At 65.6% G+C, this 15,178-nt stretch carries 12 protein-coding genes; 6 read left to right on the top strand and 6 right to left on the bottom strand.

Annotated elements, in window-relative coordinates; translation table 11 throughout:
* Nucleotides 1–521: 521 nt before the first annotated feature.
* On the bottom strand, nt 522–1,655 hold the full coding sequence (locus OQF70_RS05140) for an FAD-dependent oxidoreductase (RefSeq protein ID WP_280536260.1): 1,134 nt from the start codon (nt 1,653–1,655) through the stop codon (nt 522–524).
* A gap of 244 nt (nt 1,656–1,899) precedes the next feature.
* Nucleotides 1,900–2,685: an IclR family transcriptional regulator gene (locus OQF70_RS05135; RefSeq protein ID WP_280536258.1), complete on the bottom strand. Its 786-nt coding sequence runs from the start codon at nt 2,683–2,685 to the stop codon at nt 1,900–1,902.
* Nucleotides 2,686–2,825: 140 nt separating this feature from the next.
* Between OQF70_RS05135 and OQF70_RS05130 the strand changes: the two genes are divergently transcribed.
* From OQF70_RS05130 to OQF70_RS05105, 6 genes are all read left to right on the top strand, one after another.
* A complete protein-coding gene (locus OQF70_RS05130; RefSeq protein WP_280536257.1) occupies nt 2,826–4,034 on the top strand; it encodes an extracellular solute-binding protein in 1,209 nt (402 codons plus the stop codon).
* Between the two features lie 34 nt (nt 4,035–4,068).
* Nucleotides 4,069–4,947 carry an ABC transporter permease gene (locus tag OQF70_RS05125; protein WP_280536255.1) on the top strand — a complete coding sequence of 293 codons (879 nt, stop codon included), beginning with the start codon at nt 4,069–4,071 and terminating at the stop codon, nt 4,945–4,947.
* A complete protein-coding gene (locus tag OQF70_RS05120) occupies nt 4,947–5,786 on the top strand; it encodes an ABC transporter permease (protein ID WP_280536254.1) in 840 nt (279 codons plus the stop codon). Before OQF70_RS05125 ends, OQF70_RS05120 begins: the two co-directional genes overlap by 1 nt.
* Nucleotides 5,787–6,039: 253 nt before the next feature.
* Complete coding sequence (locus OQF70_RS05115; protein WP_280536253.1) at nt 6,040–7,326, top strand: glycosyltransferase; 1,287 nt, start codon at nt 6,040–6,042, stop codon at nt 7,324–7,326.
* Nucleotides 7,319–7,690: a cupin domain-containing protein gene (locus tag OQF70_RS05110; protein ID WP_280536252.1), complete on the top strand. Its 372-nt coding sequence runs from the start codon at nt 7,319–7,321 to the stop codon at nt 7,688–7,690. The genes OQF70_RS05115 and OQF70_RS05110 overlap by 8 nt, the downstream gene beginning before the upstream one ends.
* Nucleotides 7,687–9,198 carry an aldehyde dehydrogenase family protein gene (locus OQF70_RS05105; RefSeq protein ID WP_280536251.1) on the top strand — a complete coding sequence of 504 codons (1,512 nt, stop codon included), beginning with the start codon at nt 7,687–7,689 and terminating at the stop codon, nt 9,196–9,198. The genes OQF70_RS05110 and OQF70_RS05105 overlap by 4 nt, the downstream gene beginning before the upstream one ends.
* 78 nt (nt 9,199–9,276) lie before the next feature.
* Here OQF70_RS05105 and OQF70_RS05100 read toward each other — a convergent pair whose 3' ends face one another.
* The 4 genes from OQF70_RS05100 to OQF70_RS05085 form a co-directional block, all read right to left on the bottom strand.
* Nucleotides 9,277–10,239 (bottom strand): ROK family protein, encoded by a 963-nt coding sequence (locus tag OQF70_RS05100; protein WP_280536250.1) that lies wholly within the window; start codon nt 10,237–10,239, stop codon nt 9,277–9,279.
* A gap of 6 nt (nt 10,240–10,245) precedes the next feature.
* The gene (locus tag OQF70_RS05095) at nt 10,246–11,277 is read right to left on the bottom strand and encodes an ABC transporter ATP-binding protein (RefSeq protein WP_280536249.1); all 1,032 of its coding nucleotides are present in this window, start codon (nt 11,275–11,277) and stop codon (nt 10,246–10,248) included.
* A gap of 124 nt (nt 11,278–11,401) precedes the next feature.
* Entirely contained in the window at nt 11,402–12,817 is a 1,416-nt protein-coding gene (locus OQF70_RS05090; protein ID WP_280536247.1) for a phosphoglucomutase/phosphomannomutase family protein, read from the bottom strand.
* 573 nt (nt 12,818–13,390) lie between these two features.
* Nucleotides 13,391–15,049, bottom strand: a complete 1,659-nt coding sequence (locus tag OQF70_RS05085; RefSeq protein WP_280536246.1) for an aldehyde ferredoxin oxidoreductase C-terminal domain-containing protein — start codon at nt 15,047–15,049, stop codon at nt 13,391–13,393.
* Between the last annotated feature and the right edge of the window lie 129 nt (nt 15,050–15,178).

Genomic DNA, 15,178 nt, shown 5'->3' with positions numbered 1-15,178 from the left:
TTGTGAGTGTCTTATGTTTATATGAGAAAGCTCCCGTTGACGTCGATCGAGTACTCTCGTAACGACAGATATTGCAGATATGTCGGATATGAATATATCACACTGAAAGTAAATATTGTCCCACCGGATACCACGTTCGATCTGGGTATCCAGTCCGTGCGGAGACGATCCAGCTCCGTCCCGCCCGAACGGTGACCGACGATCACACGCGGAATCGGTCAGTACAGTCGGTACATACCCCAATAGGGTCGTCACGTGGTTCAGACGCGCCACCACGTTTTTCCCTCCCCAACGAGTAGATACGGCGTTTCGTGTCCGGATCCGAACCCAGACAGTGTCCGATCTGTGGCTGGACGGGCGAACAGTCCGATCTCGAAGGAGCGGAGAGCGGAGTCGTCTGCCCGGTATGTGATGAACCGATGGTGATCGAGTAGCCGCAGGAGTGTGTTGATGGTGAGCGGGGAGCTTCACCGGAGATACTTATCGTATATGTATATTTAACTAATAGTGTTTAATAGATATCATACTTCTGACGTCGATATATACTCGAAATCCGGCCCGACGTCCTCGAACCGGTCGGCGTCGAACGGCTCCGTCGGGAAGGGGGCCTCGGCGCCGGTCAGCCGGTGGCGGACCGTCGGCCCGACGACCGGCGAGGTCATCACGCCGAGTCCGTTGAACCCGGTCGCCACGATCAGCGAGTCGGGCGCGCCGACCGGCGAGTCGATGATGGGGCGGGTGTCCGGCGAGGCGGTATCGACGCCCGCCCACCCGTTGACGAAGCCCGCGTTCTCGGCGCCGGCGAAGAACGTCGGGAGGAACTCCGCGACCTCGAGCATGAACGACTCGTCGGCGTCGGCCGAGGCCGCCCGCGGATCCGCGATCGTGTCGTGTGCGCCGCCGATCAGGAGGTCGCCGTTGTGCTCGGGCCGGAAGTAGAGGTGTTCGCTGCCGATCCGACCGGTCGGGAAGGTGTCGTCAAGCGGTGCGTCGGGCTCGACGACCACACATTGGGTCCGATACGGGCGGATCGGGACCGAGAGGCCGGTCGGGAGGAGGTCGCCGGTTCGCCAGCCGGCCGCGACGACGACCGCGTCCGCGTCGATCGGTCCCGCGGCGGTGTCGACGCCGCGAACGGTCCCGTCCGCGCGGATCCCGGTGACCTCACGATCGAGCTCGAAGGCGGCGCCGCGTTCCTGTGCGGTCTGCCGGAGCGCGTTCGCGTACGTGTAGGGATCGACCCAGCCGGTGTCACCGTAGCGAACGGCGCCGGCGAAGCCGTCGGCACGGATCCCGGGGAACCGATCCCGGAGTGCGGGCGCCTCGAGGAACTCCACGTCGAAATCCGCCGCCGCGAGCGCGTCCGCTGTCGCCCGTCCGTCCGCGGCTTCCCCGTCAGTGAGGACGTCGAGGCGGTCACGCGGCGTGAACGTGAACTCGTGAGTGCCGTCGAACTCACGGAAGAATCGGTTCGCGTGTCGGGCGATCGCGGGCTCGTCGTCGTAGTAGTTCGTCGGCGCCACGAGCCCGGCCGACACGCCCGTGGCTTCCGCGGCGACGCCCGAGCGATCGAGAACGGTGACCTCGTGGTCGGCGGCGAGCTCGAAGGCGGCGTGGCACCCGGCGACGCCTGCCCCGACGATGAGTACGTGCATCGGTTAGTACCCTCCACAGTGACGTGTCATTGCCACACGTATGACGACATCTTATATTAATAGTTGTGTTTCCGGCGATCCATTTAGTTTGTATATTGCAAAATACATCCAACCCCGGCAGGATACTTACAAAATTATGAACGTAATCCTTGATGTGGAAACATACCACAGAATCCGCCGATCCGTGCTGGATTCTCCGAAGACCCCGTTCCCATCACTATAGTTTGTATATGACGAAGGTATGTCACTCCGAGTGAACCGGATCGGACCGCTGGATGTTGATCTCGATCCGGTTTGCGGTCTCCTTGAGCGACGGGAGCAGATCGGTGATGTAGTCGTCGTCGAATCGGGTTTTCGGCCCGCTTGCACAGATAGCCCCCGCAACGCCCCGATCGGGGTGAGCGATGCTCGTCGCGACGGTTCGGGAGCCGAGGAACTCCTCCTCGTCGTTGAGCGCGTACCCCTGGTCGGTGATGCGTTCGAGTTCCTCGCGGAACTCGTCGCGATCGACGATCGTCTTCTCGGTGACCGGTTCGAAGGTGAGCTCCTCAAGGACGTGCTCCCGCTTCTCGTCGGGCATCGCCGCGAGCAACACCTTTCCGGCGGAGACGGCGTGGAGCGGTCGGACCGTCCCGACCGACGTCGCGGGTTCCGGAGCGTCGGCGCCGCGTGTCGGATACAGGTAGTACACGCGCCCGCGCTGTTCGACCGCGAGGTAGACGAGGTCACCCGTCCGCCGTGCCAGGTCATCCGCCGGCCCCGTACCGTGACGGTAGACGGGTATCCGTTCCCGGAGTTCGGTGCCCAGGGTGAACCACTCCAAGGTGAGTCGGTACTCCCCGTCCTCCTTGTACACCAGCCCGTCGGCCCGGAGCGTGTTCAGGTAGGTGTGCATCGTCCCGTCGGAGACGTCGAACTCGGCCGCCAGGTCGGTCACTCTGGCGCCGTTGTGGCGCTTGAGCGATTCGACGATCTCGACGGCGTTCCGCACCGTCCGAAGGTGCCGGCCGTCGTTCGCCTCGCTTGTCATATACCGTCATCTCGGTCCCCCTCCTCATAAATTTTGAGATATACGAACTCTCGCACCGCTCGATCGCGGGAGTCCATCCACGGATACTGCCACTCGTTCACAACTGTTATATAGTATGGTTGCACTTGTCGTGACGAACCATGACAAGAAAGCAGTCGTCGAGTCGCGCAGATCCGACTCCGTCGAACGACAGGCGTGGATTCCTCACCAAACTCGGCGTCGTCGGGGGCCTCGGAACGGGGCTTGCCGGGTGTCTTGGGAACGGCGGCGACGGTGGTAACGGCGGCAACGGGAACGGGAACGAGGGCGGATCCGGCGGTGGCAACGGCGGCACGCAGGGCAGCACGGGTTCCGGCGACCGGACGCTCACGATCCTCGGGTACAACTTCTATTACCCCGACTCGATCGTCGAACCGTTCGAGGAGGAGCACGGCGTCGACGTCGAGGTGATCAGTCTAACGACGAACTCCGAGGCGGTCGGGCTGATGCGAACGCAGTATCAGGGCGAAGTCGACGTGATCGGCGTGACCAACAACTGGGTCGAGCCGCTGTGGAACGCCGACCTCGTCCAACCGATCCCGACCGACGACATGAGCCACTTCGGGAATATGGTCGAACGCGCCCGGACCGCTCCGGGCTGTGTCATCGACGGGACGCAGACCGCGATCCCGTACGCGTACGGGATGACCGGGCCGATGTACCGTACCGACGTCATCGACGAGGAGCCGGACGAGCTTTCCTGGGACTACCTCTTCGATCCGGACGTGATCGAGTCGAACGACCTCGACGGGCGGATCGCGATGCGCGATTGGCCGATCGCAGCCTTCGCCGATGCGGGATACTACCTCGGAGACGATCATCCGCATCCGCCGAGCGACCTCGAGGCCTGTCGGGACGCCCTGGAGGCGGCCTTCCCCGCCTATCGAACGCTCTGGTCGACCCAGGACCAGCATCTAAAGCTGATCGCCAACGAGGAGGTCGTCGTCCAGCACGGATGGGACCTCACCGGATTCCTGGCGATGGATCAGGGCCATCCCGTCGAGATGGCGGTTCCGCCGGGCGGAACCGACGGCTACGCGGACGCCCACCAGCTCGCCACGGACGCGCCCAATCCGGACCTCGCGGTCGAGTTTATGGACCACTACTCCTCGCCGGACGCGTCGATCCAACAGATGCGGAACGCGGGGAACCTCCCGATAAATCTCGACGCCCGCGATCGGATGACCGAGACCGAGCGCGACCATCGGTCGGTCGTCCTCGAGAACGAGGACCGGCTCCGGATGCGCCGATACTTCGGCGACGAGGAACTCGAGACTGCCCAGCAGATGTGGCAGGAGCTGAAGGGGTAGCTCGCGTGCTCGGCATCGATATTCGACAGCCCCTATGAAACTCACGCGCACCCTCTCACGCGGCCGGGGACGCACCGCCGTCGATCTGCTGTTGACGGCGCCGGCGATCGCCGTCATGGTCGGTATCGGCCTGTTCTCGCTCGTGTGGGCCATCTACTTCAGCTTCTGGCCGATGCAGGGGAACCTCTGGAGTCCCGGCTTCTCGCTCGAGCACTACCGGGTTCTGTTCGAGTCGACGCGGACGATCGCCATCTTCGCCAAGACGCTCGCGAAGGTCCTCGTCATCGCGGTGGTCACGACGGCGATGGCGTTCCCCGTAGCGTGGTACGGTGGCCAGACGCTCGACGGGCGATCGGGAACGCTGTTCATTCTCGTCGCCATCGCCCCGTTCTGGACGAACTACATCGTCCGGACCTGGGCGTGGATGCTGATGTTGGGCGATCGAGGGTTCATCAACGAGGTGTTGACCGGGATCGGCGCGGTCGCGGAGCCGATCAGCCTGCTGTACACCGAGTTCGCGGTGATCGCCACGATGGTGTACATCTATCTCCCGTACTCGCTGTTCGCGATGTACGGGTCGGTGGACGCGATCCCGGGATCCCAGATCGAGGCGGCCTACGACCTCGGGTCGAACCGGTTCGAGGTCCTCCGATACGTGATCCTGCCGCTCGCGATGCCCGGGATCGTCCTGTCGTTCGTCTTCATCTTCGGGCGCGCGATCGGCGCGTACGTGACCCCCGAACTCGTCGGATCCCCACGAACGTTGTGGTACGGGAACGTCCTCGTCAACCAGTTCAAGGACAGCTTCAACTGGCCGCTCGGGGCGGCATATAGCGTCGTCCTGTTCGGGTTCGTCCTCGTGGTGCTGGCGGGGCTCTCGCGATGGCTCACTCTCCGGAAGGTGATGACCTGATGGCGGGCAAGTCGGCACTCGGAACGCTCGGCGACCGCGTCGACGCCCGGCTGCCGTCCGATCTCGACGCCACGCGCTGGCTCGCCGGGTTCACGATCGTCTTCCTCTATTTCCCGTTGGCGCTCGTGATCGTGATGTCGTTCAACGCAAACGATCTCGGATTCTTCCCGTTGACCGGCTTCACTCTCGAATGGTATCGGCAGTTGGCGGCCGACGCCGAGTTCTGGACCGCGCTGTGGTTATCGGTCCGACTGATGGTCGCCAGCGCGGTCGTCGCGACGCTGTTGGCCCTGCCAGCGGCGTACGGGTTCGCGCGACTGGAGGCCGACGGCGCCGGGGAGTGGATCAAGGGACTCCTCGGTTCGATCCTCCTGCCGATGTTCATCCCGGTCATCTTCATCGGGATCGCGTTGCTGTTGTACCTCTCGGCGATCGGGCTCGACTTCGGGTTCCTCTCCGTGCTGTTGGGCCACGTGATCTACGTGTTCCCCTATACGTTCCTCATCATCTACGCCGCCGTCCGATCGTTCCCGCCGGCGATCACGGAGGCGAGCCGTGACCTCGGCGCGAGCCGGAGCGAGACGTTCGCGCTGGTCGTGCTCCCGCAGATCTTCCCGTCCGTGATCTCCGGGTTCGTCTTCGCGATGCTGCTGTCGCTCAACGAGTTCATCATCACGTTCATGGTGAGCGGTCCGGACACGTTCACGATGCCGCTTTTGATCTTCGATCGCCTCCGTCGCCACCTGACGCCGGAGATGAACGCCATCGGCGCGATGCTGTTGCTGTCGGGGCTGCTCGTGGCGCTGTTCGCGGCCCGGTTCGATCCCCGTATCGACTGATCGAACCGGCCGCGACCGCCGCGATACGTGAACTCGGTCGCCGTGTCCGAATCCGACCGCGACGTCCGAATCTGACCGCGACGTTCGAATCCGACCGCGGTGTCTGATTCCGGATTGACAACGCGCGCCGTGTGGTAACGTGAGTTTTATATCCTATCGGTCTGTTCTCTCGAACCATGGGCGTTAGCAACACGCACCGAGATAGAGTCGCGAGACGCGTGGCCAATCCCGAAGCGACCGCCGGAGGTGACCGATGAGCGACGGCGCCACGATCGCCTTCTTCCCGGAGGCGGCGTACGGTCCGGCGCTCAACTCGGTCGGGATCGCACAGGTGTGCCGCGATCGCGGCCACGAGCCGGTGTTCATCTGTGACCCGAGTATGGAGGGCGTCTTCGAGGACTACGGCTTCGAGGAGCACTACGTGCCGATGTCGGATCCCGACGCCGACGCGGGATGGGAGGAGTTCATCAACACCCACATCCCGAACTTCGACAAGGATCCGATCGATCAGCTCGACAACTACGTCGAGGAGACCTACGATGCGATCGTGGCCTCCGCGGAGTGGGCCGAGACGGAGCTCCCCGAGGTCCTCGACGAGATCGACCCCGACCTGATCGTCGTCGATAACGTGATCCTGTACCCGTCGACCAAACAGTACGGCGTCCCGTGGGTCCGGATCACCTCGTGTTCGGAAAACGAGATCCCGGATCCGAACATCCCGCCGCACCTGTCCGGCGCCCGCGCGGACGACGTCGAGCACTACCACGAGTTCCAAGGGCGCTACGAGGACGTCATCGAGGACGTCCACGAGCGGTTCAACGACTTCCTCGAGGAGCACGGCGAGGACCCCTACCCGCGGGGCCTGTTCTACGAGACGTCGCCGTACCTGAACCTCCTCAAGTACCCCGAGCGGCTCCGATGGGACCGGTGGAATGAGCTGGATCCGGACCGGTTCCAGTACCTCAACGGCTGTATCCGCGAGGAGAACGAGTCCTACGAGGTCCCCGACCTGGACGCCGCGGACGACGCGCCCCTGCTGTACCTGAGCTTCGGGAGTCTCGGTGCCGGCGACACGGACCTGATGAAGCGGCTGATCGAGTTCCTCGGAACGCAGGAGTACCGCTGTCTCGTCAACGTCGGCGACTACGAGGACGCCTACGACGACTTCGAGGTTCCCGGAAACGTGGCGATCGAGAGCTGGTTCCCCCAGCAGACCGTCATCGATCGCGCGGACGTCGTCATCCACCACGGCGGCAACAACACGTTCAACGAGTGTCTCTACTACGGAACGCCGGCGATCGTGATGCCGTACGTCTGGGACGGCCACGACAACGCGACGCGCGTCGACGAGACCGACCACGGCGTCAAGCTGCACCGGTCGGACTGGACCGACGACGAGCTCGCCGGAGCGATCGAGACGTGTCTCACCGACGAGACGATCCGGGAGAACGTCGACCGCACCGCCGAGGACATGCAGTCCAGCGACGGCCGGAAGAAGGCGGCGACGCTGTTCGAGGACGTTCTGGAGACCCATGGCTGACGACGGCGAGTCGCCGTCGGCCAGCGTCCTTCAGGACCCGGCCGCCCTCGCGGACGAGGACCTCGACGACTGGGGCGTCGTCGACGAGCCGATCGAGGGCGAGTCACGAACCGCCGGAACGGTCATTCACAAGGGTCCCGACGGTCGCTCCGAGTGCGGCGTGTGGGCGTGCACGCCGGGCACGTGGAAGTGTGCGGTCGACCGCGACGAGTTCTGCTACTTCCTCGAAGGGCACGCGACCTACACCCACGAGGACGGCACCGTGATCGAGATCGAACCCGGAACGACGGTCCTGTTCCCGGCCGGCTGGACGGGGACGTGCCGCGTCGAGGAGACCGTTCGGAAGGTGTACATGATCCGATGACCGAGTTCGACCCCTTCGGGCGGCAGATCTTCCGCGGGAACGAGTATCGGGAAAGCCGGTCCGAGGGAACGATGGCGGTGATCGATCCGGCCACCGAGGAGCCGGTCGGGGAGATCGCGGTCTGTGACCCGTCGGAGGCCGAGTCGGTGGTCGATGACGCCGTCCGCGCGCAGGCCGAGTGGGGACGGACGGACGCCGCGACCCGGGCAGCCGCGCTCCACGACGTCGCCGACGCGATCGAGTCGGCGGACGTCGAGGCCGACGCGACGCTGATGACCCGGGAACACGGAAAACCGTATCCGGAGTCGGAGGGCGAGATCGACAACGTCGCCCACGTCTTCCGGTATTACGCCGAGTTGGCCCGCGACGAGGCGGGATCGATCCCCGGAACCAACCAGCCGGAGTCGTTCCAGTTCCACCGGTATTTCCCCTACGGCGTGACCGTCCACATCGTCCCGTCGAACTTCCCGGTCCTCCTGACCGCCTGGACCGTCGCCGCGTCGCTGGCGGCCGGCAACGCCGTCGTGGTCAAACCGTCCGAGCAAACGCCGCTGTCGACGTTGCGGTTCATACGTCACTTCCGGAGCCTCCCCGAGGGGCTGGTCTCGTGTGTCACCGGCGACGGCGAGACCGCCCAGTCGCTGATACGCTCCGACGACACCGACGCGATCGCCTTCACCGGCGGCGTCGAGACCGGCCGTGCGGTGAACACCGCGGCCGCCGAGGGACTCAAGCCGAGCGTCATCGAGGCCGGCGGGAACGACCCGATGCTCGTCTCGAAACACGCCCCGATGGAGGTCGCGATCGCCGGATCCGCCACGGCGGCGTTCCACCTCTCGGGACAGGTCTGCACCTCCTCCGAGCGCTTCTTCGTCCACGAGGACGTTCACGACGAGTTCGTCGGCGGCCTCGTCGAGATGGCGCGCGATCTCCGGATCGGCAACGGCCTGGAGGACGCCGAGATCGGCCCGCTCGTCAGCGAGCACGCCCGTGATGCGGTCGACCGGCAGGTCCAGGAGGCGGTCGAGGCGGGCGCCACGATCGAACACGGCGGTCGGGTCCCGCCGGACCAGGAGGTCGGCTGGTTCTACGAGCCGACCGTGCTGACCGGCGTGACGCCGGAGATGGCGGTGATGCGTGAGGAGACCTTCGGCCCCGTGGCGCCGATCTGTTCGGTCTCCTCCTTCGAGGAGGCGATCGAACTCGCGAACGACACCGACTACGGCCTCGGCGCCTCGGTGTTCACGACTGACCTCGAGGAGGCGATGCGCTCCTACGAGGAACTCGAGGCGGGGATGGTGTGGGTCAACAACCCGATGATCGACAACGACGCGATCCCCTTCGGCGGCTGGAAACACTCCGGGATCGGCCGGGAGCTGGGCCGCGAGGGCCTGAACGCCTTCCGGCGGACGAAGATGGGGGTCATCGACTGGAATCCGACCATCCAGGAGTGGTGGTACCCCTACCCCGACGACTGGTTCTACAGTCACGGCGCCGAGCGCTTTTAAGCGTGAACGCGTGTCGGGGTGACGTCTCCCGAGGCGAGGGGCCCGAACGGGGACCGATGCCTTCGGACCGGCTCACGCTTACGCCCGCACGTCGTCGGGCAACGCGAGCACGAGCGCGCCCTCGAGCACCGCCGCGTCGCCCCGGTCGCTGACGGTGACCTCGGGCGTGTCGACGACGAGTTTCGGCGGGAGTCGGTCCCGGATCGGATCGACGATCGTGTCCGGGTTGTTGGTCACGACCGCGCCGCTCAGCGTCACGACGTCGGGCGCGTACGCGTGCACCACGTTCGCGACGCCGAGCACGTTCAGCGCCGTCACGCGGTCGATCACGTGGTCCGCAAACGCGTCCCGGCCCGCATACGCGAAGACGTCCGCGGCGGTGAACGACTCGTCGTCGATCGGCAGCGCCGTGTCGGACGTCCCCTCCTCGAAGAGACGTCTCGCGAACCGCGGAATGTTGTTCCCCGAACAGTACGCCTCCCAGTGACCCGACTGCCCGCAGCCACAGGTCATCGTTCCGTCCGCGTCGATCGTCTGATGGCCCACCTCGCCCGCGTTCGAGTTCCGGCCCCGCAGGAGGTCACCGTCCGCGATGACGCCCGCGCCGATCCCCGAGGAGATGGTGAGATACACGAGATCGTCGACCGTCGGATGCGCGTGGAACCGGTCGCCGATCGCGCCCGCCTGCGTGTCCCCGCGAAGGGTCACCGACTCGGGGTCGAGGTCCAGCAGGGTCGCGACGGGCTCGACCAGGCGGATCCCGTCGATATCGTCTCCGAGGTTCGACGGGACCGTCACCGTCCCTGCGTCGACGTCGAGCCGTCCCATCGAGGCGATCCCGGCACCCGCGACCGCGGTCGGATCGACGGCCGCCTCCGCACACGCCGCCCGAACGACTTCGCGAACGGTCGCGGTGACGGCTTCTCCGGTCGGTCCGTCCGGCGTCGGTTCGCGTGCGCGTGCGACGATCGTCGCCGTCTCGTCCCCCACGGCCGCCCGAACGTTGGTCGCACCGAGGTCGATGCCCACGTAGTGTGGCATCGACGGTCACTCGAAGATCCGCACGTCGTCGATCGTCACCGACGCCTCGTCGCCGATCTCGAAGCCGGTCTCGTCGGATTCGATCTGGATCTGTCGGTCCCGTCCGGCCGTCGCGATATACCGCGTCGATGAACCGTGGTACTCCTTGTTCGTGATCCGAACTGCGAGTCCGTCCGTCTCCGGTCCGTGCAGACGGACGTGTTCCGGGCGGACGACGACCGTCGCCTCACCGACCGTGTCGACGTCCGGGATCGGGAGCGAGAGGTCGCCGTCGGTGAGGGTTGTGACCCCGTCCTCGACGCCGATCCGGCCCGAGAAGGCGTTCGCGTCGCCGATGAAGTCGGCGACGAAGGGGTTGGCCGGCTCGTCGTATACCTCCTCGGGGGTCCCTATCTGCTGGATCTTCCCGTCGCGCATGATCGCGAGGCGATCCGACATGCTCATCGCGCTCTCCTGATCGTGGGTGACGTAAAAGAACGTGACCCCGGTCTCCGACTGGATCCGGGCTAATTCGACCCGCAGCTCCTTCCGAAGCTTTCGGTCGAGGCTCGCCAGCGGCTCATCGAGCAGGACGATCGGCGGCTCCTTGATGAGCGCGCGTGCAAGCGCGACGCGCTGTTGTTGACCGCCGGACATGTCTCGAACGTCGCGGTCCTCGTACCCCGCGAGGTCGACGAGTTCGAGGTACTCGTTCACGCGGGCGTCGATCGTCTCCGCGTCGACGCCGTCACGTTTCAGCCCGTACGCGAGGTTCTCACGGACCGTCAGGTGTGAGAACAGCGCCAGCTCCTGAAAGACCAAATTGACGTCCCGCTCGTTCGGCGGCACGTCGTTGACGACCTCGCCGTCGATGTGGACGGTTCCGTCGCTTTGCGTCTCGAACCCCGAAACGATCCGGAGCGTCGTGGTCTTGCCGCTGCCGCTCGGTCCGAGTAGGGAGAAGAACTCCCCCTGTTCCAACTCGAAGGACACGTCGTCGCAGGCGACCACGTCCCCGAATCGCTTGATGACACCGTCTACCGTGAGAGCCGAAGCCATGGAACGTGATACTAACACTTCCTATAAGGATGTTTCGGGAGCCGACCGGCGAAAGCGTCCCATCGCGTTCGGTCAATCCTTCGGGACGTCGCGTTCGGTCGGCCCCTCGGGACGTCGCGTTCGGTCAGTCCTCGCCCGTCCCGCCGAGCCTGGCGGCGACCAGGTCGCTGCCGGCATCGAGGAGCGGCTCGAGCCGGTCCGGATCGGTGGTCTCGGCGTACACCCGGATCTTCGGCTCGGTTCCGCTCGGGCGGAGCAGAACCCACGAGCCGTCATCGAGCAGGAACTTGAACCCGTCGACGGTGACGGTTTCGGCGACCGGATCGCCCGCGATCCGGTCGGGGACGTCGGCTTCGAGCGCCTCGACGAGCCGGGGTTTCGCCGCCTCGTCACACGCCACGCTCCGTTTGTCCGCATAGATCCGCCCGTGCTCCTCGAAGAGTCGGTCCAACCGGTCATCGAACGGCTCGACGGCGGCCACCGCCGCCGCAAGCAGCGCGATCAGGACGCCGTCCTTGGTGCCGATGTGGCCGCGGATCGTGTACCCGCCGGACTCCTCGCCGCCGAAGAGGCCGTCGTGGGTCGCCATCCCGTCCGCGATCCACTTGAACCCGACCGGGACTTCGTGGACGTCGACGCCGTGTGCTTCCGCGATCCGATCGATCAGGAACGTGGTCGAAACCGTTCGGATGGCCGGTCCCGTCGCGTCCGCGTCCGTCAGCAGCGCCTCGAAGAGCGCCGCGAACAGGAGGTGCCCGCTCAACACTCCTCGATCCGGAGAACAGACCGTGATCCGGTCGGCGTCCCCGTCGTTGGCGATCCCGAGGTCGGCATCGTGTTCGGCCACCGCCTCCGGGAGCCCCGCGAGCGTTTCGGGGCTCGGCTCCGGAGTCTGACCGCCGAAGGTCGGATCCCGCTCACAGCGGCGCCGGATCACGGTCGCACCGGCGTCCTCGAGGAGCGTGTCCGTCACCCCGCGGCCGCTCCCGTGGATCGCGTCGTAGACGACCGTGAGGTCGGAGAGGTCGACGTCGAGGAAGTCACCGACGAGCTGTCGGGAGTGCTCGGCGTGGATCGCCACCGGATCGAACCGGTCGACCGTCCCGTGGTCCGCCTCGGGGAGTGCGGTCGGCGCCCCGAGTCGCTCCTCGATGGCGTCCGTCACCGACGGCATCGCGGAGACCGCGTCCGACGGGATGAACTTGATGCCGTTGTACTCCGGCGGGTTGTGGGAGGCCGTCACCATCACCCCGCCGCAGTAGTCGCCCCGGGCGACCGCGTACGCGAGGACCGGCGTCGGGCGATCCCGATCGGTGACCGAGACGTCGAACCCGTTGGCCGAGAGCACGTCCGCGAGGCTTTCGGCGGCGTCTTCGGAGGTCGCCCGTGCGTCGTACCCCACCGCGACGGCGCCGCCGGTTTCGACGGCCGTATCGCGGAGATAGGTTGCGATCCCCTGTCCGACGATGCGCACGCGCTCGTCGCTGAAGCGGTCGCCCCGTGCTCGCCAGCCGCCCGTGCCGAAGGTGATGTCGTCCATACCGGTTCCTCTCCACAGCGGAGTATAAATGCTGCCGAAACCTGTCGCCCCGCGGGGCTCGCCACCCGGCTCGCCGACATCGACGCGCGTCCCCGACGCCGTGTCGATCCCGTCATCGACGGGGTGTGACACCACGACACTACCGATCGGCTATGTGACTCTCCATCAATACACTACGCTATCATATATGTTCGAACCGTTCTTAAACCACGTAGAGACGTCATAACGGGATTCTCCAGTACACGGCCGGTACAGCCTCTGTGTTGGTGATTCGATCGACGAGTTTCGATCGTCGATTACGGTCCGATGATCGTCGTCCCATTCAGCAGATCCGAGGTACTGAAGCGCTGTGACGTGCCGTCTCTCGCACTCACTCGGCCCCCTCGACGGCCTCGTCGGATTCTCGGCGATCTGTCTGATTTTTATATATACTGTGTGTATTATACGCTGATAGCGTCTTGGGTTCGGCGGACTCATCGCTCCGAGTGTCGCGACGGCGACGGCGAAACCGTACGCGAGACGGGGATCGGCGGGAGCTGCTTCGATCGCCCGGGTTCGCCGGCGTCGACGCGATCAGGCCGGAACGGCCGCGTCGGGGACGACGCCGTCCTCCCACCCACGGGCGTCGTAGTACTCCCCGAGGGCCTCCTCGAGGTCCGGCAGGTCGTACGGGAGCGTGTCGTCCTCGCGGTCGAGACCGCGCTGGTTGTTGAAGTGGCGCTCGAGGGTGACGATGCGGTCACCGACGGCGAGGAGGTCCTCGAAGTCGGCGCCGAACAGCGCCTCGTAGCGGTCCGGGTTCATGTAGTCCCGGGAGAACTTGCAGACGACGCCGGCGTCGTTGACCGCCATCAGGTTCTCGCGCTCGACGAGCCGGTCGGCCTTCCCGAGGGTGCCCTCGGGATCGAGGGCGTCCTCCTCGGGAACCAGGGGATACTCGACGGAGTAGAAGACCGAGTACATGTGGTCCGCGCCGCGGTTGGAGACGGCGTAGGAAAGCCCCTGTCCGTGCAGGACGCGCCCCTCGTGGGCCGCGAAGTCCATCCCCTTGACCGTCCAGTTCTCGACGCCGAGCTCCTCGTGGCATCGGTCGATCCCCTCCGCGAGCGTGTCCCCGATCCCGTCGCGGTGGGCGATCTTCTCGACGGTCTCGTGGATCAACTCGACGTCGCCGAACGCGTCCTCGCTGGCGAGGTAGGCGGCCACGGTGTTGCCCGCCGAGATCGCGTCGAGGCCGTACTGGTCACACAGCTCGTTGGACTGCATCACGTCGACGATGTCGTCGACGCCGGAGTTCGAGCCGAACGCCATCGCGACCTCGAACTCGGGACCCTCGGTCTCGACGCCGCGCTCCTCGTCGCGGGTCGGGAGCTTGCACGCGAACGCGCAGGCCGAACAGGTGCCCTTCTTGTACTTCTTCTCCTCGACGGCCGAGCCGTTGATCCCCTCGACGCCCGCGAACTCGCGCTCGGAGAAGTAGTAGGAGGGCAGCCCCTCCATCGCGTTGGCGAGATCCATCACGGCGACCGTCCCCTGTCGCTTCATGATGTTGTCGTCGGTGGCGGCCTCTCGATGGATCTCCATCTGGGTGGACGGGATCTCGATCTCGGGCGCCGAATCGCCTTCGACGGTGATCGCCTTGACGTTCTTCGACCCCAGCACGGCGCCGAGTCCGCCGCGACCGAACGCACGCTCCTCGGAGGTCATGATCGAGGCGAACCGGACCTGGTTCTCGCCGGCCGGGCCGATGACGGCGGTCTGGTCGGCGGTGATGTCGTGTTCCGCCTCGAGGTACGCCACCGTCTCGCCGACCGTCTCGCCGGCCAGTTCCGGAACCGGCTCGAACTCGACGCCGTCATCGCGGATGTGGACCGCGATCAGTTCGTCGCTTGCGCCGGTGATCTCGACCGCGCTGTAGCCCGTGTCGGCGAAGTTCCGGGACATAAAGCCGCCGGCGTTGCTCGAGAGCAGGCCGTCGGTCAGCGGCGAGACGCCGGTACAGCTCATCCGCCCCGTGAAGCTCATCGTCGACGACTGCATCGGCCCCGTCGAGAACACGAGCCGGTTCTCCGGCCCGAACGGATCGGCGTCGAACGGGATCCGTTCGTGTGCGAGTCGGGTGCCGACGCCCCGCCCCCCGATGTACCGCTCGTTGATCTCTGCGATGTCCTCCCGTGTCGTCTCCCGGCTGCCGACGTCGATCGTCAACAGCGGACCGCGATTGTGAAGCATATGTGGTGATGTGATGTGGATGGTATTAAACCTTCATCGACTGGCTTCGACGACCGCCGCCTTCGGTCGCCACGATCGACGGACGGGCCCGTGCGTGCACCGGCTCTTCCGACATCGGTCGGCAGCCGA

The organism is Halopenitus sp. POP-27 (assembly GCF_029889855.1).
Lineage (GTDB): Archaea > Halobacteriota > Halobacteria > Halobacteriales > Haloferacaceae > Halopenitus > Halopenitus malekzadehii.
The sequence above is the reverse complement of the archived record's forward strand: the minus strand, read 5'-3'. Positions and strand labels throughout refer to the sequence as shown.

What these genes read in the sequence shown, in the direction of transcription:
- OQF70_RS05135 (WP_280536258.1), bottom strand. Translation starts at nt 2,685, where the DNA reads ATGACAAGCGAGGCGAACGACGGCCGGCACCTTCGGACGGTGCGGAAC.
- OQF70_RS05110 (WP_280536252.1), top strand. Translation starts at nt 7,319, where the DNA reads ATGGCTGACGACGGCGAGTCGCCGTCGGCCAGCGTCCTTCAGGACCCG.
- OQF70_RS05130 (WP_280536257.1), top strand. Translation starts at nt 2,826, where the DNA reads ATGACAAGAAAGCAGTCGTCGAGTCGCGCAGATCCGACTCCGTCGAAC.
- OQF70_RS05120 (WP_280536254.1), top strand. Translation starts at nt 4,947, where the DNA reads ATGGCGGGCAAGTCGGCACTCGGAACGCTCGGCGACCGCGTCGACGCC.
- OQF70_RS05140 (WP_280536260.1), bottom strand. Translation starts at nt 1,655, where the DNA reads ATGCACGTACTCATCGTCGGGGCAGGCGTCGCCGGGTGCCACGCCGCC.
- OQF70_RS05100 (WP_280536250.1), bottom strand. Translation starts at nt 10,239, where the DNA reads ATGCCACACTACGTGGGCATCGACCTCGGTGCGACCAACGTTCGGGCG.
- OQF70_RS05125 (WP_280536255.1), top strand. Translation starts at nt 4,069, where the DNA reads ATGAAACTCACGCGCACCCTCTCACGCGGCCGGGGACGCACCGCCGTC.
- OQF70_RS05105 (WP_280536251.1), top strand. Translation starts at nt 7,687, where the DNA reads ATGACCGAGTTCGACCCCTTCGGGCGGCAGATCTTCCGCGGGAACGAG.
- OQF70_RS05115 (WP_280536253.1), top strand. Translation starts at nt 6,040, where the DNA reads ATGAGCGACGGCGCCACGATCGCCTTCTTCCCGGAGGCGGCGTACGGT.
- OQF70_RS05085 (WP_280536246.1), bottom strand. Translation starts at nt 15,049, where the DNA reads ATGCTTCACAATCGCGGTCCGCTGTTGACGATCGACGTCGGCAGCCGG.
- OQF70_RS05095 (WP_280536249.1), bottom strand. Translation starts at nt 11,277, where the DNA reads ATGGCTTCGGCTCTCACGGTAGACGGTGTCATCAAGCGATTCGGGGAC.
- OQF70_RS05090 (WP_280536247.1), bottom strand. Translation starts at nt 12,817, where the DNA reads ATGGACGACATCACCTTCGGCACGGGCGGCTGGCGAGCACGGGGCGAC.